At 74.4% G+C, this 21406-nt stretch carries 20 protein-coding genes; 5 read left to right on the top strand and 15 right to left on the bottom strand.

Translation table 11 applies throughout. The features are described from left to right. Positions 1 to 45: 45 nt before the first annotated feature. The 11 genes from ACFWI8_RS07850 to ACFWI8_RS07800 form a co-directional block, all read right to left on the bottom strand. Complete coding sequence (locus ACFWI8_RS07850) at positions 46 to 1527, bottom strand: aldehyde dehydrogenase family protein (protein ID WP_387087081.1); 1482 nt, start codon at positions 1525 to 1527, stop codon at positions 46 to 48. Next, positions 1508 to 2611 (bottom strand): oligopeptide/dipeptide ABC transporter ATP-binding protein, encoded by a 1104-nt coding sequence (locus ACFWI8_RS07845; protein ID WP_387087079.1) that lies wholly within the window; start codon positions 2609 to 2611, stop codon positions 1508 to 1510. The genes ACFWI8_RS07850 and ACFWI8_RS07845 overlap by 20 nt, the downstream gene beginning before the upstream one ends. Beyond that, entirely contained in the window at positions 2551 to 3597 is a 1047-nt protein-coding gene (locus ACFWI8_RS07840) for an ABC transporter ATP-binding protein (protein ID WP_387087077.1), read from the bottom strand. The genes ACFWI8_RS07845 and ACFWI8_RS07840 overlap by 61 nt, the downstream gene beginning before the upstream one ends. A 17-nt stretch (positions 3598 to 3614) precedes the next feature. Next, positions 3615 to 4307 carry a GntR family transcriptional regulator gene (locus ACFWI8_RS07835; RefSeq protein WP_387087075.1) on the bottom strand — a complete coding sequence of 231 codons (693 nt, stop codon included), beginning with the start codon at positions 4305 to 4307 and terminating at the stop codon, positions 3615 to 3617. A 77-nt stretch (positions 4308 to 4384) separates the two neighbouring features. Then, on the bottom strand, positions 4385 to 5269 hold the full coding sequence (locus ACFWI8_RS07830; protein ID WP_387087073.1) for an ABC transporter permease: 885 nt from the start codon (positions 5267 to 5269) through the stop codon (positions 4385 to 4387). Continuing rightward, positions 5256 to 6203: an ABC transporter permease gene (locus tag ACFWI8_RS07825; protein WP_387087071.1), complete on the bottom strand. Its 948-nt coding sequence runs from the start codon at positions 6201 to 6203 to the stop codon at positions 5256 to 5258. Before ACFWI8_RS07825 ends, ACFWI8_RS07830 begins: the two co-directional genes overlap by 14 nt. Positions 6204 to 6248: 45 nt before the next feature. Continuing rightward, positions 6249 to 7526, bottom strand: coding sequence for an NAD(P)/FAD-dependent oxidoreductase (locus tag ACFWI8_RS07820; RefSeq protein ID WP_387087069.1), 1278 nt, complete (start codon positions 7524 to 7526; stop codon positions 6249 to 6251). A gap of 18 nt (positions 7527 to 7544) precedes the next feature. After that, a complete protein-coding gene (locus ACFWI8_RS07815; RefSeq protein ID WP_387087067.1) occupies positions 7545 to 8213 on the bottom strand; it encodes a haloacid dehalogenase type II in 669 nt (222 codons plus the stop codon). A gap of 50 nt (positions 8214 to 8263) precedes the next feature. After that, entirely contained in the window at positions 8264 to 9802 is a 1539-nt protein-coding gene (locus ACFWI8_RS07810) for an ABC transporter substrate-binding protein (protein WP_387087065.1), read from the bottom strand. Between the two features lie 243 nt (positions 9803 to 10045). Next, a complete protein-coding gene (locus tag ACFWI8_RS07805; RefSeq protein WP_387087063.1) occupies positions 10046 to 11050 on the bottom strand; it encodes a hypothetical protein in 1005 nt (334 codons plus the stop codon). A 133-nt stretch (positions 11051 to 11183) separates the two neighbouring features. Next, positions 11184 to 12479, bottom strand: coding sequence for a nitrate/nitrite transporter (locus tag ACFWI8_RS07800; RefSeq protein WP_387087061.1), 1296 nt, complete (start codon positions 12477 to 12479; stop codon positions 11184 to 11186). A 148-nt stretch (positions 12480 to 12627) separates the two neighbouring features. On the opposite strand from ACFWI8_RS07800, the gene aroQ reads away from it, so the two are divergent. Then, the gene (aroQ, locus tag ACFWI8_RS07795) at positions 12628 to 13098 is read left to right on the top strand and encodes a type II 3-dehydroquinate dehydratase (protein WP_387087059.1); all 471 of its coding nucleotides are present in this window, start codon (positions 12628 to 12630) and stop codon (positions 13096 to 13098) included. Positions 13099 to 13297: 199 nt separating this feature from the next. Then, entirely contained in the window at positions 13298 to 15736 is a 2439-nt protein-coding gene (locus ACFWI8_RS07790; protein WP_387087057.1) for a SpoIIE family protein phosphatase, read from the top strand. A 74-nt stretch (positions 15737 to 15810) separates the two neighbouring features. Here ACFWI8_RS07790 and ACFWI8_RS07785 read toward each other — a convergent pair whose 3' ends face one another. The 3 genes from ACFWI8_RS07785 to ACFWI8_RS07775 form a co-directional block, all read right to left on the bottom strand. Then, the gene (locus tag ACFWI8_RS07785; protein ID WP_387087055.1) at positions 15811 to 17520 is read right to left on the bottom strand and encodes a putative PEP-binding protein; all 1710 of its coding nucleotides are present in this window, start codon (positions 17518 to 17520) and stop codon (positions 15811 to 15813) included. Beyond that, complete coding sequence (gene dhaL / locus ACFWI8_RS07780) at positions 17517 to 18146, bottom strand: dihydroxyacetone kinase subunit DhaL (RefSeq protein WP_387087053.1); 630 nt, start codon at positions 18144 to 18146, stop codon at positions 17517 to 17519. The genes ACFWI8_RS07785 and dhaL overlap by 4 nt, the downstream gene beginning before the upstream one ends. 101 nt (positions 18147 to 18247) lie before the next feature. Beyond that, entirely contained in the window at positions 18248 to 19075 is an 828-nt protein-coding gene (locus ACFWI8_RS07775; RefSeq protein ID WP_387087051.1) for an IclR family transcriptional regulator, read from the bottom strand. A 160-nt stretch (positions 19076 to 19235) separates the two neighbouring features. On the opposite strand from ACFWI8_RS07775, the gene ACFWI8_RS07770 reads away from it, so the two are divergent. Further along, entirely contained in the window at positions 19236 to 19496 is a 261-nt protein-coding gene (locus tag ACFWI8_RS07770; RefSeq protein WP_387087049.1) for an HPr family phosphocarrier protein, read from the top strand. A 27-nt stretch (positions 19497 to 19523) separates the two neighbouring features. On the opposite strand, the gene ACFWI8_RS07765 is transcribed toward ACFWI8_RS07770, so the two are convergent. Further along, complete coding sequence (locus ACFWI8_RS07765) at positions 19524 to 20000, bottom strand: general stress protein (protein ID WP_387087047.1); 477 nt, start codon at positions 19998 to 20000, stop codon at positions 19524 to 19526. 106 nt (positions 20001 to 20106) lie between these two features. On the opposite strand from ACFWI8_RS07765, the gene ACFWI8_RS07760 reads away from it, so the two are divergent. Both ACFWI8_RS07760 and ACFWI8_RS07755 read left to right on the top strand, forming a co-directional pair. After that, positions 20107 to 20511: a DUF6153 family protein gene (locus ACFWI8_RS07760; protein ID WP_387087045.1), complete on the top strand. Its 405-nt coding sequence runs from the start codon at positions 20107 to 20109 to the stop codon at positions 20509 to 20511. Between the two features lie 92 nt (positions 20512 to 20603). Beyond that, entirely contained in the window at positions 20604 to 21272 is a 669-nt protein-coding gene (locus tag ACFWI8_RS07755) for a DUF305 domain-containing protein (RefSeq protein WP_387087043.1), read from the top strand. Positions 21273 to 21406: the final 134 nt, after the last annotated feature.

The following is a 21406-nucleotide window of genomic DNA, read 5'->3' as shown; positions in this document are numbered from 1 at the left end:
GCGGGGGTCGGCCCACGGCCGCGGGTCCCGCAGCACGGCCGAAAATCAACCGCGCCGAATCGCCACGATCTTGGGCTCCGTCATGGCCTCCACCGCGTACCGCACCCCCTCCCGGCCGACGCCCGAGCGTTTCGGCCCGCCGAACGGCATCGCGTCGATCCGGAAGTCGCTGCTGTCATTGATCATCACCGCGCCCACCCGCAGCCGTTCGGCCACCGTGAGCGCCGCGTCGATCCCGGCGGTGAACACGCCGGCCTGGAGGCCGAAGTCGGTGGCGTTGGCCAGCGCCACCGCCTCATCCAGGTCGCCGAACGCGCCGACCGTCAGCACCGGGCCGAACACCTCCTCGGCTGTGAGCCGGGCCCCGGCCGGGACGTCGGTGAGCACCGTCGGCCAGTGGAACGCGCCCTCCCGCCGGCCGCCCGCGCGCACCCGGGCGCCGCCGGCCACCGCCTCGGCCACCCACGTGCCCACCCGGGCCGCCTCCCGGGCCGAGACCAGCGGGCCCACGTCGGTGAGCGGGTCGCGCTTGGAGCCCACCCGCAGCCGCCCGGTCGCCGCCAGCGTCTCGGCGAGGAAGTCGTCGAACGACTCGGCCGCCACCAACGCCCGCTGCACCGAGAGGCAGTTCTGCCCGGCCACCCCGAACGCGCCCTCGACCACGGCCCGGGCCGCGCGCGCCGGATCCGCGTCGGCCAGCACCAGCACACAGTTGTTGCCGCCCAGCTCCATCAGCGTCTTCTTCGCCCCCGCCGCCCTGGCGACGGCCGCACCGGTGCGGTGCCCGCCGGTGAACGACACCAGGTCCACCAGCGGATGCCCCACCAGCGCCCGCCCCGCCCGCGCGCCGGCGCCGGGCAGCACCGCGAGACGGCCGGCCGGCACGCCGGCGTCGAGCAGCGCGGCGGCGAAGGCGAGCGCGGTGAGCGGCGTCGCCTCGGCCGGCTTGAGCACCACCCCGTTGCCGCCGGCCAGCGCCGGACCCAGCTTGTGCGCCACCAGGTTGAGCGGGTCGTTGAACGGCGTGATCGCCGCCACCACGCCGACCGGCTCACGTGTGTACCAGCCGAGCCGGCCCGCGCCGCGCGCCGTGTCGTCGAACGGCAGGGTCTCGCCGGTGAGCCGGCCGGTGCACTCGGCCGAAAGACGCAGCGTCTCGGCGGCCCGCGCCACCTCGGCCGTCGCCTCCCGCACGGTCTTGCAGCCCTCGCCCGAGATCAGCCCGACCAACTCGGCCCGGCGCTCACCCAACAGCTCGGCGGCCCGGTGCAGCGCCTCGCGCCGCCGCCAGGCGGGCCAGGGCGCGCCGCCCCACACGGCCGCCGCCACCGACCGGACGGCGGCGTCCACCTCGGCCGGGGTGACGTCCGCGACCTCGCCGAGGCGGCGGCCGTCCTCCGGGTCGTGGACGGCGAACGCCTCGGCGCCGTCCCGCCACCGGCCGGCCCAGAACGCCCCGGCGGGCGGGAGCCAGGGCCGTGCGCCCGGCCTGGTCGCGGCCGGCTGCTCATCGGTCGTGGTGTGCATCGGGTGCCTCTCTCGCGTGTGTTCCGGCGCCGGGCGACGACGGGCCGGCCGGCCGGGAGTCCCAGTAGTGGCAGGAGACGGTGTGCCCCGCGCCGCCGGCCGCCAGCGGCGGCGGCGCCTCGGTGGCGCAGCGGTCTCCGGCCAGGTCGCAGCGGAGCCGGAACCGGCATCCCGGCGGCGGGTCGAGCGGGCTCGGTGGCTCGCCGCGCAGGGCGCCGAACTCCGCGTCCGCCGCTGGGCGTTCGGGCAGTGAGGCGGCGAGCAGCGCCCTGGTGTAGGGGTGCGCGGGCCGCTCGAAGAGGTCGTCGCGCGCCGCGACCTCGACGAGCTGGCCGAGGTACATCACGGCCACCCGGTCGCAGACGTGCCGGACCACCCGCAGGTCGTGGGAGATGATCAGCAGGGTGAGGCCGAGCCTCTCCTTGAGCTCCATCAGCAGGTTGAGGATCTGCGCGCGGATCGAGGCGTCCAGCGCCGAGGTCGGCTCGTCGCAGACCAGGAAGCGCGGCCGCAGCAGCAACGCCCGTGCCACCACGACGCGTTGCAGCTGGCCGCCGGAGCACTCGGCCGGCCGCCGGCCGAGGAACGACTCGTCGAGACCGACCTGTTCGAGGACGGCGGCGATCCGGGCGCGCCGCTCGGCCCGGTCGCCGACGCCGTGCTGCGCGAGCGGCGCCTCCAGGCTGGTGCCGAGCCGCATCCTGGGGTCGAGCGCGGCGTGCGGGTCCTGGAAGACCAGCTGCATCTCCCGGCGCAACGCCCGCCGGCCCGCCCGGCCGCGCCCGGCGATGTCGGCGCCGTCGAACACCACCCGTCCCCGGTCGGCGCGCACCAGGCCGAGCACCGCCCTGGCGAGGGTGGTCTTGCCGCAGCCCGACTCGCCGACCAGGCCGAGCACCTCGCCGGGCTCGACGGCGAACGACACGCCGTCGACCGAGTGCACGGCGCTACGCCGCCCGGTCAACGAGCGGGCGCCCACCGGGAAGTGCTTGACCAGTCCCTCCACGCTCAGCAGCGGCGCGTTCACCCGCCCACCGCCTCGGCCGGCCGCGCCCAGCAGCGGCAGCGGTGTCCGGAGCCGCAACTGCTCAGCGTCGGCTCCTCGTTCTCGCAGGAGCCCGCCACGTCCGTGCCGTCCGCCACCGGACAGCGCGGCCGGAACCTGCACCCTCGACGCAGCTCGCGGGCCCGGGCCGCGCTGCCCGGGATGGTGTAGAGCCGGTCCGCCTCCCGGCGCAGCAGCGAGGCCCGCAACAGCGCCTGGGTGTAGGGGTGTCGGGGGGAGTCGAAGAGCTCGGCGACCGGCCCGTCCTCGACGATCCGGCCGGCGTACATCACGGCCACCCGGTCGGCGGTGGTGGCGACGATCCCCAGGTCGTGGGTGATCAGCAGCACCGACATGCCGGACTCCCGCTGCCGGCGCTTCAGCAGCCGCAGGATCTGGGCCTGCACGGTGACGTCGAGCGCGGTGGTCGGTTCGTCGGCGATCAGCAGCCCGGGGTCGCCGGCCAGCGCGGCGGCGATCATCACCCGCTGCGCCATGCCGCCGGACAGCTGGTGGGCGTAGGCCCTGGCCCGGCGCTCCGGCTCCGGGATGCCCACGTCGCGCAGCAGCCCGGGCACCCGCCGCCTGGCCTCCCGGCGGCTGAGGCCACGGTGCAGCCACAGCGGCTCGGCGACCTGGTCGCGGACGGTGGCGGTGGGGTCGAGCATGGCGCGCGGCTGCTGGAAGAGCATGGCCACCCGGCTGCCCCTGATCCGGTCCATCCGGCGCGGGGCGAGGCCCACCAGGTCCTCGCCGTCCAGCGTCACGGAGCCGCCGGTGATCCGGGCGCCCGACGGCAGCAGGCCCATGGCGGCGCGGGCCGTGACGCTCTTGCCCGAGCCCGACTCGCCGACCAGCGCGAGGATCTCGCCGCGCCTGACGGTCAGGTCCAGGCCCTCGACGACGGTGGCGTCGCCGAACGCGACGCGCAGGCCCCGGATGTCGAGCGCGACGTCGGTCGCCTCCGGGGCGGCGGCGGGTGGCGGGGTGGCGGTGCTCGGTTGCGGTCGGGATCGCCGGTTCATCTCCGGCCTCCTTGTCCTCAGCTGGCGGGAGTTGAGCGTTGCGACTGGCGCAGCCGGTGCCGCAGCGTCACCACGGCCTCGGCGAAGTGCCGTTGCAGGGTGGCGAGCGCGGTCTCCAGGTCGGCGCCGGCGATCAGTTCCACCAGCTCCCGGTGCTCCGGGAGCAGGTCGAGCCTGGCGGGTTCGAGGTCGGCGTACATGTTGAGGCAGAGCCGGGTCTCGGAGATCAGCGTGTCGAACATCCGGCTGAGCCGGTGGCTGCCGGCTGCGTTCACCACCAGCCGGTGGAACCGCACGTCGATGTCGCCGAGCGCCCGCCAGTTGTCCGTGTCGACGGCGTCGGCCATCTCGTCGACCACCCGGCGCAGCGCGTCGAGCAGGCCGGCCGGCGCCGGGGCCGCCATCACCTGGCGGAACGCGGCGGCCTCCACCGCCTCGCGGGCGAAGAAGACGTCGACGATGTCCGCCTCGCTGAGCACCGGGACGAACACCCCCCGGTGCGGCTGGCTGGACAACAACCCCTCCTGGATGAGGCGTTGCAGGCTCTCCCGGATCGGTCCCCGGCTGACGCCGAGGCGTTCGGCGAGTTCGGCCTCGTGCAGTTGGCTGCCCGGCAGGAAGACGCCGTGGTAGATGCCCTCCCTCAGCTGCTCGGTGACCTGCGAGACGAGGGTGCGGCGGGGGATGGGGGTGATGGGTGAGGTGGTCATCGCGGGCACTTCTTTTCTGTCATCGCAGCGTTTCTGTCATCGGGGCGTTCCTGTCGTCGGGTCTGTCCTCGGGCTGGTCAGGCGCGGTCGTCGGCGTGTGGCTCCACCCCCTGCCCGACGAGGGTGACGCTGAGCGCGGTGACGAAGATCGCGAGCCCGGGCACCAGGACCAGCAGCGGCGCCTGTTCCAGGTAGGGCTGGGCGTCGAGCAGCATCGCGCCCCAGTCCGAGTCCGGTGGCTGCACGCCGAGCCCGAGGAAGGAGAGGCCGCCGACAGTGATCAGCTTGTGCCCGAAGCGGAGGAAGCCGAGCGCGGTGACCGGCCGCAGCGCGTTGGGGATGACGTGCCGCACCACGATGAAGGTCCGCGAGCAGCCCAGGGCCTCGGCCGCCTCGACGAAGTCCCGGCCGTTGATCTCCAGCGCGAGGCCCCGGGCGAGGCGGGCGAACGGGGTCCAGCCGACGACGGTGAGCGCCGCGATCAGAGTGGAGTGCCCGGTGCCGAGAACGGCGATCAGGAAGAGCGCCACGATCACGTCGGGGATGGCGATCAGCAGGTCGACCACCCGCATCAGCACCTCGTCGAGCAGGCCGCCGATCCGGGCGCTGAACGCCCCGACCAGGGTGCCGATCAGCGCCGAGAGCAGCAGGGTGACGGCGGCCACGGTGACCGAGAACCGGCCGCCGTGCATCAGCCGGCTGAGCACGTCCCGGCCGAGGTGGTCGGTGCCGAGCCAGTGGTCGGCGCTCGGTCCGGCCATCCGCCGGGTCAGGTCCTGCGCGGCCGGGTCGAAGGGGGCGATCCAGGGGGTGAGCAGCAGCACGAGCACCACGGCGGCGAAGACCGCGCCGCCGACCAGCACCGTCGCGCGCTGGCCGCGGACCCGGCGCAGCGTGCCGGTCAGCCGGCCCGGGGCGCGGGCCAACGGGTGGGAGGCCGGGGCCTGTTCAGTGAGCGTCATGACGGACCCTCGCGGTGGGATTGATCAGTTCGCCGACCAGGTCGGCCATGGTGCTGACGGCGATGGCCAGCGCGACGACGCAGAGCAGCCCGCCCTGGATCACCGGGATGTCCTGGTTGACGACCCCCTTGTAGACCAGCTGGCCCATGCCGGGGATGTTGAACAGGACCTCGATGACGACCGAGCCGCCGAGCAGCCCGGCGAACCAGACCGAGGAGAGCGTCAGCACCGGCAGCAGCCCGTTGCGCAGGCCGTGCCGCAGCAGGGTGGCGCCCGGGCCGAGGCCCCGGCCGCGTGCCGCGGTGATGTAGGGGGCCGCCAGCACGTCGATCATGGCGGCCCTGGTGATCCGCAGCACGTAGGCGAGCGGCCGCAGGGTCAGGGTGAGGGCGGGCAGCACCAGCGAGGCCGGGGTCTCCCAGCCGGCCGACGGCAGCCAGCCCAGGTAGCGGGAGAAGACCAGGACGAGGACCGGCGCCAGCCAGTACTCGGGGATGGCGACGAAGCCCTGGGTGAGCAGGGTGATGCCGTGGTCGAGGCGGCCGCCGTGCCGGGTGGCCGCCAGGGTGCCGAGCGGCACCGCGATCAGCACGGCGGTGGAGAGGGCGATCACGGCCAGGGTGACCGAGACGCCCAGCGCGTCGCCCAGCAGCTCGGCGACCGGGGCCCGGCTGGTGAACGAGAGGCCGAAGTCGCCGCCGAGTACCCGGCCGAGCCAGCTGACGTACTGGGCCAGCAGCGGCCGGTCAAGGCCGAGGTCGGCCTTGAGCGCCTCGACGGCGGCCGGGTCGAGGGCGTTGTCGGAGACCCGGGAGCGCAGCACCGCCCGGGCCGGGTCGCCACCGCTGAGGTAGGGGATGAGGAAGGCGAGCAGGGAGACGACGAGCAGCGTGGCCAGGGTGACCGTGGCCCGTCTGAGGGCGAATCTGAGCATGGGACGCACCTCCTTCCGGCCGTCCGTCGTCGGCCGGCGGGCTCGCTAGCGGATGACGTCGAGCGCCCGGTAGTAGGCGCCCGCGAACGGCAGGAACCACGGCGGTCCGAAGTGTCCCGGCACGCGCGGGAAAGCGAGGCCGCGGAAGCTGTTGGCCGAGGGGTCGCCGCCGAGCACGTCGGCCATCTGGCGTCCCATGTGGGTGGCCATCTGGACGCCGTGCCCCGAGTAGCAGGCGGAGTAGAAGAGCCCCTCGTGCTCGCCGGCGTGCACCATCTGGTCGAGGCTGAGGTCGACCAGGCCGCCCCAGCAGTAGTCGAGGCGGACGCCCGCCAGTTGCGGGAAGACCGTGAGCATGCCCTTGCGGAGGATCCTGCCGCTCTTGAGGTCGGAGGCCGCGCCAGACATGGCGAACCTGGCCCGGCCGCCGAACAGCAGTCGGTTGTCGGGGGTGATGCGGAAGTAGTAGAGGATGTTCTTGGTGTCGGAGGCCATCCTGCGGGTGGGCATCAGCTCGTCCACCAGCTCCTGCGGGAGCGGCTCGGTGACCACGATGAAGCTGCCGACCGGAACGATCCGGTTGCGCAGCCAGCGGAACGAGGAGCCCGTGTAGGCGCCGCTGGCGAACAGCACCTGGTCGGCGCGGACGGTGCCGATCGGGGTGACCACGTCGTGCCGGTGCCCTGCGATCCGCCGGGTGCGGGTCACCGGGGTGCCCTCCAGGATCCGCACCCCGAGGCGCTCGGCCGCGTCGGCGAGGCCGCGCACGAACTTGCCGACGTGCAGCCCCGCGCCCTGCGGGTCGGCCAGGCCGCCGTGGTAGTGGTCGGTGCCGACCTCGGAGCGCAGCGCGCTCCTGGGGATCAGCTCCGTCTGGTAACCGATCATCTCGGCCAGCGCCTCGTGGGTGCGGGCCAGTCGCTCGTAGTGGGCCGGCTTGCACGCCAGGTTGAGCTTGCCGGTGCGGGCGAAGTCGCAGTCGATGGACTCCTCGGTCACCAGCTTCTCGACGGTGTCGATGGCGTCGTTGTAGGCCAGGTAGAGCGCCTTGGCGGTGGGGACGCCGTAGCGGGCCACGGCGGTCGGGAAGCCGATGGCAAGACCCGTGGTGCACATGCCGCCGTTGCGGCCCGAGGCGCCGAAGCCGACGGTGTCCTGTTCGAGCACCGTGACGTCGGCGCCCTTGCGGGCCAGGTGGATCGCGGCGGAGAGACCGGTGAGGCCGGCGCCCACGATCGCCACGTCGGTCCGCCCGTCCAGGGCGACTCCGGTGCGGTCGGGCACGGCCGGCGCGGTGTCCAGCCAGTAGGGAACGGACTTCACGTCCTTACCTCCTCTCCGTCACAGGCCGAGCAGCGCGGGCAGTTCGGTCAGCGCGGTGATCTCGGTGTAGCCGTAGTAGGGGGTGCTCGGCTCGTAACCCCGGTTCAGGTAGACCTTGTTGGTGATCCGCAGGTCGTGGGCGGGGATCAGGTCGTAGCGCAGGCTGGACGAGACGTGCAGCAGGTCGCCCGGCGCGCACCCGAGTTGGGCGAACATGTACTCGAAGGCGGCGAGGCGCGGCTTGTAGGCGCGGGCCTGCTGGGCGGTGAGCACGGCGTGGAAGGGGGCGCCGAGCTTGGCCACGTTGCCGCCGATCTGGTCGTCGGCCGCGTTGGAGAGGATCACCAGCGGGAACGCCTCGGCCAGCTTCGCCAGCGCCTCCGGCACGTCCGGGTGCGGGCCCCAGGTGGGCACCGCCGCCACGATGGCCTCGGCGTCGGAGTCCCGGTAGGGGAGGTTCCAGAGGGCGGTGGCCCGCCTGAGGGCGTTGGTGATGACCTCGGGGTAGGGCTGGTAGGCGCCGAGCACCTCGTCGATCCGGTAGGCCTCGAAGTCGTCGAGGAAGTCCTCCATCCGCTCCTCGGATATCCGGTCGGCGTACAGGCCCCGGGTGACGGCGGACATCTGGAAGTGGGTCAGGGTGCCGTAGCAGTCGAAGCTGATGAACTTGGGGCGGAAGTCGATCATCGGTCTCCCTCTCTGAGCGGTGTGTTCCCGTGGGTGGTGCGGCGGGCGGCTCAGCCGTCGGCGAGCGCCAGGTCGGCGGTGAGCGTGTAGTAGGGGTGCAGCGTGAAGCCGGTGACGCCGGAGTGGGCCACGGTCTCGGTCTCGTGCACCAGGAAGACGTTGACGGCCCGCTCCTGGAGGTCGGCCGCCAGCTGGGCGTAGAGCGCGTAGCGCGCGTCCCGGTCGGCCGTGCCACGGGCCCGGGTGATCAGCTCGTCCACCTCGGGGTCGCACAGCTGGGTGATGTTGAACCCGCCGTCGCAGGAGTAGTCGGCGGTCAGGAAGCCCAGCGGGTCCGGCATGTCGCCCAGGTGGTTGCGGGAGAGCAGCGCCAGGTCGAAGTCGCCGTCGAGCAGGCTGGGTTCGACGGAGGCGTAGTCGGCGGTCTCGATCTCCACCGGCACGCCGGTGGAGCGCAGTTGCTCCTGGATGACGGCCGCGAGGTCGGCGAAGCCGGTGCCCTCGGTGTAGACGGTCAGGGTGAGGTCGAGCGAGCCGGGGTCGACGCCGGCCTCCTCGAAGAGCGCGGCCGCCGCCTCGGGGTCGGCGGTCACCGGCTCGGCGCCGGTGGGCGCGAACGGTTCGTCGGGCGCGAAGGGGCCGACGGCCGGCCGCGAGGCGCCGGGGTAGACCGCGTCGCTGATCTCCGCGGTGTCGACGGCGGCCTGGACGGCGCGCCGCACCCGCTCGTCGTCGAAGGGCGCGCGGGCGTTGTTGAGCACCAGCTGGGTGGTTCGCGAGAGTTCGGTGGTCTCCACGGTGACGCCGTCCGTCTCGCTGAGCGCGGTGACGCTGGTGATGGGCATCTTCCGGGAGATCTGGGCCTCGCCGGTCTGGATCTGGGTGGCCCGCAGCGTGGCGTCGGTGACGAACCGCACCTCGGCGGCGTCGAGTCGCACCTCGCCGCCCCAGTAGGAGGCGTTGCGCTCCAGCCGCACCGACTGCTGGGGCACCTCCTCGACGATGGTGAAGGGTCCGGTGCAGGTGGTCTGCGGATCGGTGGCCGACTCGCCGTAGGCGCCCGGCGCGAGCACCCCGGTGTTGGGGGTGGAGAGCCGCTCGGGCATCAGGTGGTCGGGCTCGACGGTGGTGATCCGCACCGTGTCCCCGTCCACCGGGGCCACCCCGGTCACCGTCTCCGGTGAGAAGACCGAGGCGGGGGCGGTGACGTCGAGGGCGTGGGTCAGGGCGCCGGCCACCGCCTCGGCGTCCATCGGCTCGCCGTTCTGGAAGCTGACGCCGGTGCGGAGGTCGAACTCCCAGGCGGTGGGCTCGACCTGCTCCCACGAGGTGGCCAGCATCGGCTCGATCGAGCCGTCCGCCTCGCGCCGCACCAGCGTCTCGAGACAGCCCACCTTGGAGAGCACGAACGAGTCGTCGGTCTCCAACGCCCAGCCGGCCGCGGGCCCGAAGGGTTCGTCGATCACGACGGCGCGTTCGCCCCCGGCGCCGCCGCCCCCGTCGTCGGCCGAGCCGGCGCCCCCCATGCCGCAGGCTCCGAGCACCGGGGCCAGTACCAACAGTCCGCAGGTCACACGCGCTTTTCGCATAGCACTCACCCATTCGACGACGGCCCTGAGGGCCGCGGGCCCAGCCCAGCCTCGCGCCGGCTGTTGAGGGAGCACGTTAGGAGCGTCAACTGCCTCTTGTCTACAATCTTTCGTAAACAAGAGGTTGCCGGCGGCGGCACGAACGCGACCGCCCCGGCGCTCACCCGGGCCGTTGGCCGAGGGGCGAGCACCGGGGCGGTGCCGTGCTGAACTGCGGTGATGCCGGCGGGCGCCGACGTGGGATCAGGCGAACTCGCTCTTGTAGAAGACGGTCGCCTGCCGGGTGCCCGCGGTGTTCGAGTGGAAGCCGAAGGCCAACCGGGGTGCCCCCGAGGCGATCCAGACGGCCATGCCCTGTGGCTCACGCCCGGCCAGTGACTGTCCCGCGTCGGTGACGAACCGGTCCACCACGGTCGACTGTCCGGTGGCGTTGATGTCGACGGCGGTCAGACAGGCGTCGCCGCCCACCGCCCCCTCCAGCAGGTACGCGTAGCGACCGCAGCCGGCGAAGCCCTGGAACGGGTTGCTCGCGCCCCAGGCCCCCCGGGACGGCAGGGCCCGCTCGGCCAGCCGGTGCTCCCTGCCGAGCCGCCCGGCCCGCGCGTCGTCGAGGCTGAAGACCGCGAGCCGCGGCATGTCCTCGGCCACCTTGTACCGCACCAGCAAACGGTTGGTCCACGGGTCGACGGCCGGCTGTGGCGCGATCATCGCGTCCCCGATGGTGGGGGTGCGGTCCTGGATCGACGGGTCGTCCGCGGCCAGCGTGGCCCCGTTGACGAAGCGGAACCGGCCGATCCTGGTACCGAACCCGCTGGGGCTGGTGCGCCACTCCGTCCACAGGTAGACCTCACCCTGGTAGGGCTCGACGCCGATCTGCACGCCGTGCCCGAAGCCGTGCAGCGCCATGGAGCCCAGCTGGTTCCCCGAGGTGTCGGTCCTGGTCACCCAGAGGTCGCCGACGCGCGCCGGGTCGGTGTTGGTCGAGTTGTGCTGGACGAAGTAGACGTGCTGCCGCTCGTTGTCGTAAGCGAACGACTGCATCACCCAGTTGGCGTGCAACGACCGGCGCCAGATCGGGTTGCCGCCGGCCCCCTCGAACCGGAACCGCGGCGAGTCGGGCACGGCGGCCGCCGCCCGGCTCGCGCTGAGTAAGGCGACGGGGCCGGCCAGCGTCGCCCCGGCGAGCAGGCCGCCGCCGGCGCGGTGGAAACGCCGGCGGCTGAGGGGAGCGGGGCTCGAGATGGGCAACGCGGCCTCCCTGGATCTCGGTTGGGTAACGGTCGAGTCCCCATCTGATCACGGGAGTCGCCGCGTTCACAAGAAGCCGACGCGTTCACAAGAAGCCGACTGAGGTCACCCGACCCCACGGGCCCCGCGCGGCTCAGTCGGCGACCGGCGCGGCGGCCGCCACCCGGCGGGCCTTGCGCCGGGTGACCAGCAGCCCCGTCAGCGACAGCGCCCAGAACGGGTACTGCACCAGCCACGCCAGCCGGAAGGCGTCGAAGGTGTATCCGCCCGCCGCGTCGAGCACCACGCCCATCGACACCAGCACCGCGAGCGAGGCGGTGAAGCCGCCCAGGTTCACCATGCTCTGCGCCACGCCGAGCTGGCCCGCCGGGTTGGTCGTCCTGGCGATGTCGAAGCCCACCACGGAGCCGGGGCCACCCGCCGACAGCACCACGATCAACACCACGAGCAGCCAGAACGGCGCCCGGCCCGGCAGCGCGAGCAGCACCGTCCACACCGCCACCGTCGAGCCCAGCACGCCGAGCAGCAACCAGGAACGGCGCATCGGGTGGCGCGTCGTCAGCACCCCGAGCACCGGCCCGATGGCGATGGTGCCCAGCACGAACAGGGTCAGCAGCCCGCTGGCCGCCGACGCGGAGAGGCCCTGCGCGGACACCAGGTACGGCACGCCCCACAGCAGGGAGAACGCCATCATCGAGAACTGGGTCGCCATGTGCCCGAAGAAGCCGAGCCGGGTGCCGGGGCGGCGCCAGATCTCGCCCAACTGCCCGAGGACCGCCCGCGCCGACACGCCCCCGCGCGCCGGCCGCGACCCGGGCGGAGCGTCCCGCAGCACGGCCAGCGCCAGCACCGCGCCCAGCAGGCTCAGGCTCGCGGCCGAGCCGAAGGCCGTCGACCAGCCGGCCGCGCGCAGCAGCGCGAGGAACGGCAGCGCGGACAGGATCTGCCCCAACTGCCCCAGGATCGTCGTCAGCTGGGTCACCAGCGGCACCCGGTGGGCCGGGAACCAGCGTGGCAGCAGCGCGAGCACCGACACGAACATCAGCCCGTCGCCCATGCCGACGACCACCCGGGCCAGGATCGCGGTGGTCAGGTCGCCCGCGAAGGCCAGCAGGAACTGCCCGGCCGCCGCCACCGTGCCGCTGAGGCACACCGTCACCCGCGCGCCCCACCTGTCCACCAGCAGGCCGGCCGGTATCTGCATCGACACGTAGACGATGACCTGCACGAAGACGAAGGTGGACAGCTGGGCGGGGGAGACCGCGAAGTGCTCGGCGGCCTCAAGACCCGACACCCCGAGGGTGGTCCGCTGCATGATGGAGAACGCGTAGGCCAGCACGCCGACGGCCCAGATGGCGTAGGAACGCCGGGTGGGGAGGGTGGCTCCGGTCGGACTCGTCCCGCTCCGCTCCGCCGTCCCAGTCCGCACCGTCTCCACGATCGTCAAGGATTCCAGCCGGCCTCGACGGCGACCAAACCCAGGACGGGCGTCGTGACCGATCTCACCGGATACGTGGTGATCGGGGACGGTGGGCGCGTTTGGCCGGGCGGCGGCGCCGGCCGCCATGATGGGGGCCATGACCCACGTGACGCCAGCGCCCGAGGCGCCCACCCTGATGGTCCTCAACGGCCCGAACCTCAACCTGCTCGGCACCCGGCAGCCCGAGATCTACGGCGCCGACACCCTGGCCGATGTGGAACGGCTGTGCGCCGAGACGGCGGCCCGGCACGGCGCGACCGTCGACTGCCGGCAGAGCAACCACGAGGGCCAGCTCGTCGACTGGATCCACGAGGCCCGCGCAGGCCACGCCGCCATCGTCATCAACCCCGCCGCCTACTCGCACACCTCGGTCGCGCTGCTCGACGCCCTGGCCACCTGCGACGGGCTGCCCGTCATCGAGGTGCACATCTCCAACATCCACCGCCGCGAGCCGTTCCGCCACCACTCCTACGTCTCCGCGGCCGCCACCGCCGTCATCGCCGGCTGCGGCGTCCACGGCTACGCCCTCGCCGTCGAGCACGCCTGCCGGCTGCTGGCCACCGGCTGAGCTGCCGCGCCGTCAGGAAACGGGGCGGCGCCGGACGCCGTGGTGCGCTGTACCATCGGCGGACCTCGCCTGGCGTCCCGCTGATGGCAGCCGTGCATGGCGGAACTCACCTGCCTGGCGATACCGTTTTCCTGGATATGAGCGGATTTGCGACCTTCGCTGGCCTGCTCCTGACGGCGCGATGGTGAGGATGAGCGGGATGGAAGGACCGGGCGGCGGCGCCCCCGGGGCGGACACCGCCTCGGCCGTGGTGGACGCCGGCGGCGTCATCCGGGCCTGGAGCCCGGGCGCCGAGCGGCTGCTCGGCCACGCCGCCAGCGACGTCGTCGGCCGGTCGGCCGGGCCCCTGCTCGGCCAGGCCCCGCCGCCCGCCGCCCCGGGACCCGAGGGCTGGCGCGGCACGCTGCGGCTGCGGCACCGCGCGGGCCACACCGTGGCGGCCGAGGTCGCGGCCAGCCCCCTCCAGGACGGCGGCGAGCCCCGCTGGCTGCTGCTCGCCACCAAGGCGGCGCGGCCCGCCGAGGACCCGCTGGCGATACTGGCCCTGGCCTACGAACAGTCGGGCGAGTCGCTGGCCATCTACGACGCTCAGGGCCACGTCCTCTGGGCCAACGCCACGGTCCGGCGTCACCTCGGCCTCACCGAGGAGGAGATGATCGGCCGTCCCCTCGACGGTCTCTTCGCCCCCGGCGAGGACCGGCACCCGGACAATCCCTTCGCCCAGCCCGACTCCCAGGGCGCACGGGCCCTGCGGTACGTCGCGGAACGACTGCGTGAGGTGGGGCGTGACGGCCGGCAGATCGCCTTCGAGGTCGCCGCGGGCACGGCGGAGAACCCCCAGGCGATCACCTGGGCCGTCAACGTCTCCCCGATCCGTGACGCGTCCGGCGTCGTCCGCGGCGTCTTCGTCGTCTCCGTGGACGTCACGGAGCAGGCCCGCGCCCGGGATCGACTCACGCTGCTCAAGGAGGCCGGCGACCGCATCGGCGGCACCCTCGACGTCTCCACCACCGCCCAGGAGCTCGCCGACATCCTGGTGCCGTCCCTCTGCGACTTCGCGATCGTCGACCTGCTGCCGCAGGTCGCCACCGGCGGTGAGCCCACCATGGCCGCCGAGCGTGGCGGCTACACCATGCACCGGGCCGCCCAGCGCTCCCTCCACGAGGGCGTCCCGGAGGCCGCGCTGCCCGTCGGCCGGCTCGACCGCTACCCGGACTACTCGCCGCCCGCCCGCGCCCTGGCCACCGGCGGCCTCGTGCTCAGCGACCTCGACGATCCCGACTTCAGCCGCTGGCTGCGCGAGGACCCCGAGCGTCGCGCCCGCGCCGAGACCTACGGCTTCCGCACCATGATGACCGTCCCGCTGCGCGCCCGCGGCATCGTGCTCGGCATCGCCCGGCTGCTGCGCACCCGCCCCGACACCTTCGTCGGCGACGACCTGCTGCTCGCCGAGGAGCTGTGCGCCCGCGCCGCCGTCAGCATCGACAACGCCCGCCGCTACGCGCGGGAGCGCGGCACCGCCCTGGCACTCCAGCGCAGCCTGCTGCCCCGCCAGCTCCAGGGACAGATCGCGGTGGACGTCGCCTCCCGCTACCGGCCGGCCGCCGGGCGGATGGGCGTCGGCGGCGACTGGTTCGACGTGGTGCCGCTCTCCGGCACCCGGGTGGCCCTGGTCATCGGGGACGTGGTCGGCCACGGCGTGCACGCCTCGGCCACCATGGGCCGGCTGCGCACCGCCGTGCGCACCCTGGCCGACGTCGACCTGCCGCCCGACGAGCTGCTCACCCACCTGGACGATCTGGTCTCGCACCTCGCGGAGCAGGAGGAGGCCGCCGACCCGACCGCCGCGACCATCGGCGAGGTCGGCGCCACCTGTCTGTACGCCGTCTACGACCCGGTCTCGCGGATCTGCGCCATGGCCAGCGCCGGCCACCCGCCGCCCGTCATCACGGGTCCCGACGGCACCGCCATCCCGGTCGACATCAGCCCCGGGCCGCCGCTCGGCGTCGGCGGCCTGCCGTTCGAGGCCACCCAGGTGGTGCTGCCCGAGGGCAGCCTGGTCGCGCTCAGCACCAACGGCCTCATCACCCCGCGCGGCCGGGCCATCGAGCAGGGCCAGCGGCTGCTGCACGACGCGCTGGCCGAGCCGGCCGGGAGCCTGGACGAGATCTGCGACCGCGCCCTGGGCGAGTTGCTGCCCGAGCGGCAGACCGACGACGCCGCGCTGCTGCTGGCCAGGACCAGGGCGTTGGACGCGCGGCACGTGGCGACGCTCGACCTGGCCGCCGAGCCCGCGCTGGTCGCCACCGCGCGCAAGGCGGCCGCCGAGCAACTGGTCGCCTGGGACCTCACCGAGGCGGCCTTCGTCACCGAGCTGGTGGTCAGCGAGCTGGTCACCAACGCCATCCGGCACGCGGAACCGCCCATCCAGCTACGGCTGTTGCGCGGCGAGACCTCGCTGATCATCGAGGTCTCCGACGGCAGCAGCACCGCCCCGCACCTGCGCCGGGCCCGCACCTTCGACGAGGGCGGCCGCGGCCTGCTGCTGGTCGCCCAGCTCACCCAGCAGTGGGGCACCCGGCAGACCGCGAGCGGCAAGACCATCTGGGCCGAGCAGCAGCTCTCCGGCCAGGGCTAGTCAGGCATCGTCGGCCGGGGCGCGGGGCGCGCGGGGCGGAACAGGAACCGGTCGAGCGCGACCGGATCCCGTGGCTAGTCCAGCGGCGGCGCCGCCCGCTCGACCAGCTTCCAGACCTGCTCGACCGAGTCCAGGGCGCGGGCCTCCGCGGCCAGCGCCACGCAGTCGGCGTGCCGCAGCCCGCGCACCCGGGCCCGCACCGCGTCCAGCGCGCCGGGGGCCACCGACAGCACGTCGCAGCCGAGGCCGACCAGCAGCGGGACGAGCAGCGGGTGGGCCGCGGCGTCGCCGCAGACCGAGACCGGCCGGCCGTGCCGGCGCCCGGCCTCCGCCACCTCGCCGATGGCCCGCAGCACCGTCGGGTGGGCGGCGAGCGCCGGGGTGGCGGCCGGGTCCCTGCGGTCCACGCCCAGCAGTTGGCACGTCAGGTCGTTGCTGCCGATGGAGAGGAACGCCGCGTCGCGGGCCAGCTCGTCCACCGCCGCCACCGCCTCGGACAGCTCCACCATCACGCCGAGCGGCGGCGCCGCCACGCCGAGCTCGGCGGTGGCCCGGTCGAGCAGCGCGCGGCAGGCCGCGAGCTCCTGAGGTGAGGCCACCATCGGGATCATGATCCGCAGGTCGGCGCCCGCGGTGCCGGCCGCCGCCAGCAGTGCCCGGAACTGGTCGGCGAACGCGTCGGGCGCGGCCAGCATCAGCGGCAGCCCGCGTCCGATCCGGCCACCCGGGTTGGTGGCGGCGAGGAACGGCGGCAGCTTGTCGTCGGCGAAGTCCAGCGTGCGCACCACCACGGGACGGCCGGCCAGCGCCCGCAGCACCGGCGCGACGGCGGCCACGTGCTGCTCCCGGCTCGGCCAGGCGGCGGCGTCCAGGAACGGCAGCTCGGTGCGGAGCAGGCCGACGCCCTCCGCGTTGGCGGCCAGCGCGGCCCGCGCGTCGTCGGCGGTGGCCACGTTGGCGCGCAGCACCATCCGGTGGCCGTCCGTGGTCTCCGCCGGCAGGTGCCGGCCGGCGGCCAGCGCGGCCCGCCGCTCGCGGGCCGTGGCGAGTGCGGCCAGCGCGGCGGCCCGCTCCTCGGCGACCGGGTGGGCGGTGGCGGCCGGGGTGCCGTTCGTGCCGCCGTCGACCAGCACCTCGACGCCGTCGGGGAGGTCGAGCAGCCCGGGGTCCGCGGCCAGCAGCAGCGGGATGCCGAGCGAGCGGGCGACGATCGCGGCGTGCGAGTTCGGGCCGCCGGCGAGGGTGACGGCCGCGCCGACCGTGCGGCCCGGTTCCAGCAGGTCCGCGGCGCCGATCTCCCGGGCCGCGAGCACCAGCGGTTCTCCCGGCACGTCCGTCCCCGGCGCGCGCTCGCCGGCCAGCCAGGCCAGGGCGCGGCGGCCCACCTGCCGGATGTCGGCGGCGCGCTCGGCGAGCACCGGGTCGTCGAGCGCGGCCATCGCGTCGGCGTACTGGGTGACCGTCTCGTCGATCGCCCTGGCCGGCGGCAGACCGGCGGCGGCCCGGGCGACGGCGCCGGCCCGCAGCTCGGGGTCGCCGGCGATCTGGCCGCCGACCCCCATGATGTCGGCCTGCTCGGCCCGCCCCTGGCCGCGCAGCGTCTCGGCGAGCGCGAACAGCCGGGCGGCGACCGCCTCCAGGGCTTCGCCGACCAGCGACTCCGGGTCGCCGGCCGGGGCGGCGTCGAGGTCGACCTGGCGGTCGGTGCGCAGCAGCCGGCCGAGGCCGATGCCGGGCGCGGCGGCCTGTCCAGGGAAGCGCAGCGGCGTGGTGGGGGCGGTCATCGCGTGGTCTCCGATCGGGCGGCCGCGTCCGCCAGGGCGCGGAAGAGCAGGGCGGTCGAGGCGGCGCCGGGGTCCTGGTGGCCGACGCTGCGCGGGCCCAGATAGGCGGCCCGGCCGCGCCTGGCCTGGAGCGGGATGGTGTCGCGCGCGCCGCGCTCGGCGGCCTCGGCCGCGGCGTCGGCCGCGGCCGGCAGGTCGTCGCCGGCCGCGGTCCGGCGCGCGAAGGCGTCGACGGCGGGCGCGAAGGCGTCGATCATGGTCTTGTCACCCGGGGCCGCGGCGCCCAGCTCGCGGGCCGCGTCCAGCGCCGCGGCGAGGGCGGTGGCCAGGTCGGCGTCCGGGGTGGCGAGTGCGCGACCGAGCGCCCGGAAGGCGCTGCCGTACAGCGGTCCCGCGGCGCCGCCCACGCCGCTGACCAGCAGGTGCCCGGTGGAGGTCAGCAGGTCGGCGGCCGAGCCTGGCGGCCGGTCGTCCAGGGCGGTGACCACCGTGGCGAAGCCACGCCGCATGTTGGTGCCGTGGTCGGCGTCGCCGATGGCCGAGTCGAGCTGCGTGAGCCGCTCCTCGTGCTGGGCCATGGCCGCGGCGACGGCCCGCACCCAGGACAGTGCGAGATCGGTGTCCACGGGGTCTCCCAACTCCCCAGGTGCCGGACTCCCCAGATGCCCGGAAAGGGGTTCGTCATCGCTGAACGTTGATCGGAAGTTAAGCACGCGTTCCGGGGGTGTCAAGCGGCGGGTGTGGGGGTCGGCACGGTGGGTGGCGCGCTCTGGTCACGGCCCCGCCGCGGTGGGCGGGCGGCGCCGCGCGGGGCGCCGAGATCACGCGAGAGGTTTCGGGCCGTCTCGCGCACCGCCACCGCGAGCTCCTGCCTGGCCGGCTCGGCGAGCAGCCGCTCGACCGGGCCCACCACGCCGATCGCCCCGGCCACCTCGCCGCCGCGCCCGAACACGGGGGCCGCGATCCCGGCGTCGCCGAGCGCCGACTCCTGGTCCTCCAGGGCGTAACCGGTGGTCAGGGTCGCGTCGAGCTGGGCGCGCAGCGCCTCGGGGTCGGTCACGCTGGCCCCCGTGAGCACCCCGAGCCGACCGGCGAGCAGCCGCTCGCGCGCCTCGTCCGGGGCCCAGGCCACCATCGCCTTGCCCAGGGCGCAGGCGTTCCACGGGATGCTGGCGCCCACCTCCAGGATCTGCACGGCGCCGGCCGGCCGGAACGCGTGGTGCACCACCAGCACGTGGTCCCCGGTGAGCACCGCCACCCACACCGCCTCGCCGGCCCGCGAGGCGAGCAGGTCGGCCCAGGTCAGCGAGCGGGTCCGCAGCTCCTGGGTGTCCAGGTAGGCGTTGCCGAGCAGCAGCAGGTCGGGACCGAGCAGGTACTTGGAGCTCTCCGGGTCCTGGGTGACCATGCCCTCGGCCTCCAGCGTGCGCAGCAGCGCGTGCGCCGTGGGCTTGGCGACGCCGAGGCGGTCGGCGAGCTCGGTGACGCCGAGCCGGGGCCCCGCCGTGGCCAGCTCCCGCAGGATCTGGACCGCCCGCTGCACCGCCTGGACCATGGCCACTCCCTCGTCCCCTGAGCTGCGAAGTGTTCAGTATTGCTGAATCACGTTCCGGTATTTAACATCGGCGTTCATGGGCGCACCCGTCGGCATCGTACTCGCGCCGCCCGCGGGGTCGACCTCTCGTCCTTCGCCGCAACCCCCAAGGAGGCACGCCATGTCGGCACGCTCCGAGACCACCGTGATCCTGCCCGCCAACCTGCACGCCCGCCCCGCCGGCCAGCTCACCAAGGCCGCCGCCGGCTTCCAGAGCACCGTCGAGCTCGACTACGCGGGTCGCACCGTCAACGCGGCCAGCGTGCTCGGCGTCATGGGACTCGGCGCCACCGCGGGCGCCTCCGTCACGGTCCGCGCCACCGGCGAGGACGCCGACGAGGCCGCCAAGGCCATAGCGGAGATCCTGGCGACCGCCGAGTGACCTCCCACGCGCCCGCCCGCGCGCGACTCACGGCTGGCCCTGCCGCCAGCCCAGCTTGATCAGCAGGTTCTTCGCCTCGTCCGCCACCTTCTCGTCCGCCACCACGTCGTAGCGCGCCGCCACGATCTGGCTGCGCGACGAGAAGTCCCGGCGGCCCCTGGTGACGGCGTGCGAGGCGAAGCCCCAGATCGCGCCGAAGACGAGGCCGTAGACCAGGCCGGCGAAGATCAGCACCAGCACGTGGTGGTTGTTGGCGCTGAACGCCGTCAGGAACAGGCCGACCAGCAGTCCGAACCAGGCGCCGGTGGCCATCCCGGCCAGCGCCGCCCGGCCCAGCGTCAGCCGGCCGAGCACCGTCTCCACCATCCGCAGGTCGTTGCCGATGATCGCGGTGTGCTCCACCGGGAAGTGGTTGTCGGAGAGGAAGTCGACCGCGCGCTGCGCACCCTCGTAGTCCGGGTACGAGCCGACGACCGGCCGATCGACCGCCGGGGGCTGGGTCATCGCGGGCTCCCTTCCTGGCTCTCCCACCAGCGTGCGACCGCCCCCGCCGGCCCGCAACGCGAGCCCTCGGGCCCGCCCGGGCCGACCATCGGCCTAGGATGGGCACGTGACACGGCAGCGATACCCCCACCCGGCATGGCGCGTGCCGCGCTGGGCCGCGGGACCGCTGACCGTGCTCGCCCTGCTCGCCGGCCTGCTGGCGATGCACGGCCTGGCTCCCTCGGTGACCGTCGCCGCGGCCCCCGGGCACCAGTCGGAGATGGCCGCGGACGACGGCCTGTCGGCCACGGCCGAGCGGCTCTGTCACGAGTCCGGCGGCCACCCGGAGCACGCCGACCCCGCCTGCGCCGCGGCCGCCGTCGGCGGCACCCACGCGCCGCAGGCGCCCACGCTCTCCCCGCTCGCCCCCGCCGTGGCCACCCAGGCCGGCGCGCCGGGCCCGGGCCCGGCGCACGACCCGGGCGGCCGGGCCCCGCCCTCGCTCAGCGAACTGCAACTCCTCCGCATATAGGGGCAACCCACGGCGGCCTCGCCGGCCGCCGCCACGCCATGCCCTTCCATGCCTTCGTCCCTTGTCGGGACATGTACAGGAGTCGCACCACCATGACCGCACACCGTTCCCCCCTGCGCGCCCGGCTGCGCCGCGCCGCCGCCCTGTCCGCCGCCGGCCTGGCGGCGACCGCCGTCCTCGTCGCCTGTGGCACCGAGGAAGGCGACTCGGACGCCGGCCACTCCGGCGGCCACGACAGCGCCGAGAGCCAGACCCCGTCGGAGGGCTCCGAGGAGCCCGAGCAGTCCGAGCCTGGAGCCGAGTGGAACGACGCCGACGTGGCGTTCGCCCAGGGGATGATCCCGCACCACCGCCAGGCCGTGGAGATGGCCGAGCTCGCCGCGTCCCGCGCCGAGTCGCCCGAGGTCGTCGAGTTGGCCGAGGCGATCGAGGCCGCCCAGGCGCCTGAGATCGCGACGCTCACGGAGTGGCTGACGGCCTGGGGCGAGGACGTCCCGGCCGAGGACGAGGACCACTCGGGCCACGACATGGCCGGGATGATGTCGCCGGACGACATGTCCAGCCTGGAGCAGTCCGACGGCGCCGAGTTCGACGCGGCGTTCCTGCGGATGATGATCGAGCACCACGAGGGCGCCGTCGAGATGGCGGAGACCGAGCAGTCCGGCGGGGCGTACCAGCCCGCGCTCGACATGGCCGCGGACATCGTCGCCACCCAGAGCGACGAGATCGCCCGGATGAACGAACTCATCGACGCGGCGTAGCGCTGGCGCGCGGGACCACCGCGCAGCGCTCCCGCGCGGGGTCGCCGTCCCACCCACCGGCGCGGCCCCGCGCGGGGCTCTCTCCCACCCGCCCGCCCTTTCCCGCGCCGCGGGCCGGCGGAGAAGCCGCCACG

Source organism: Streptomyces sp. NPDC127098, from assembly GCF_042722465.1.
GTDB classification, from domain to species: Bacteria; Actinomycetota; Actinomycetes; order Streptomycetales; family Streptomycetaceae; genus Streptomyces; species Streptomyces millisiae.
The sequence above is the reverse complement of the archived record's forward strand: the minus strand, read 5'-3'. Positions and strand labels throughout refer to the sequence as shown.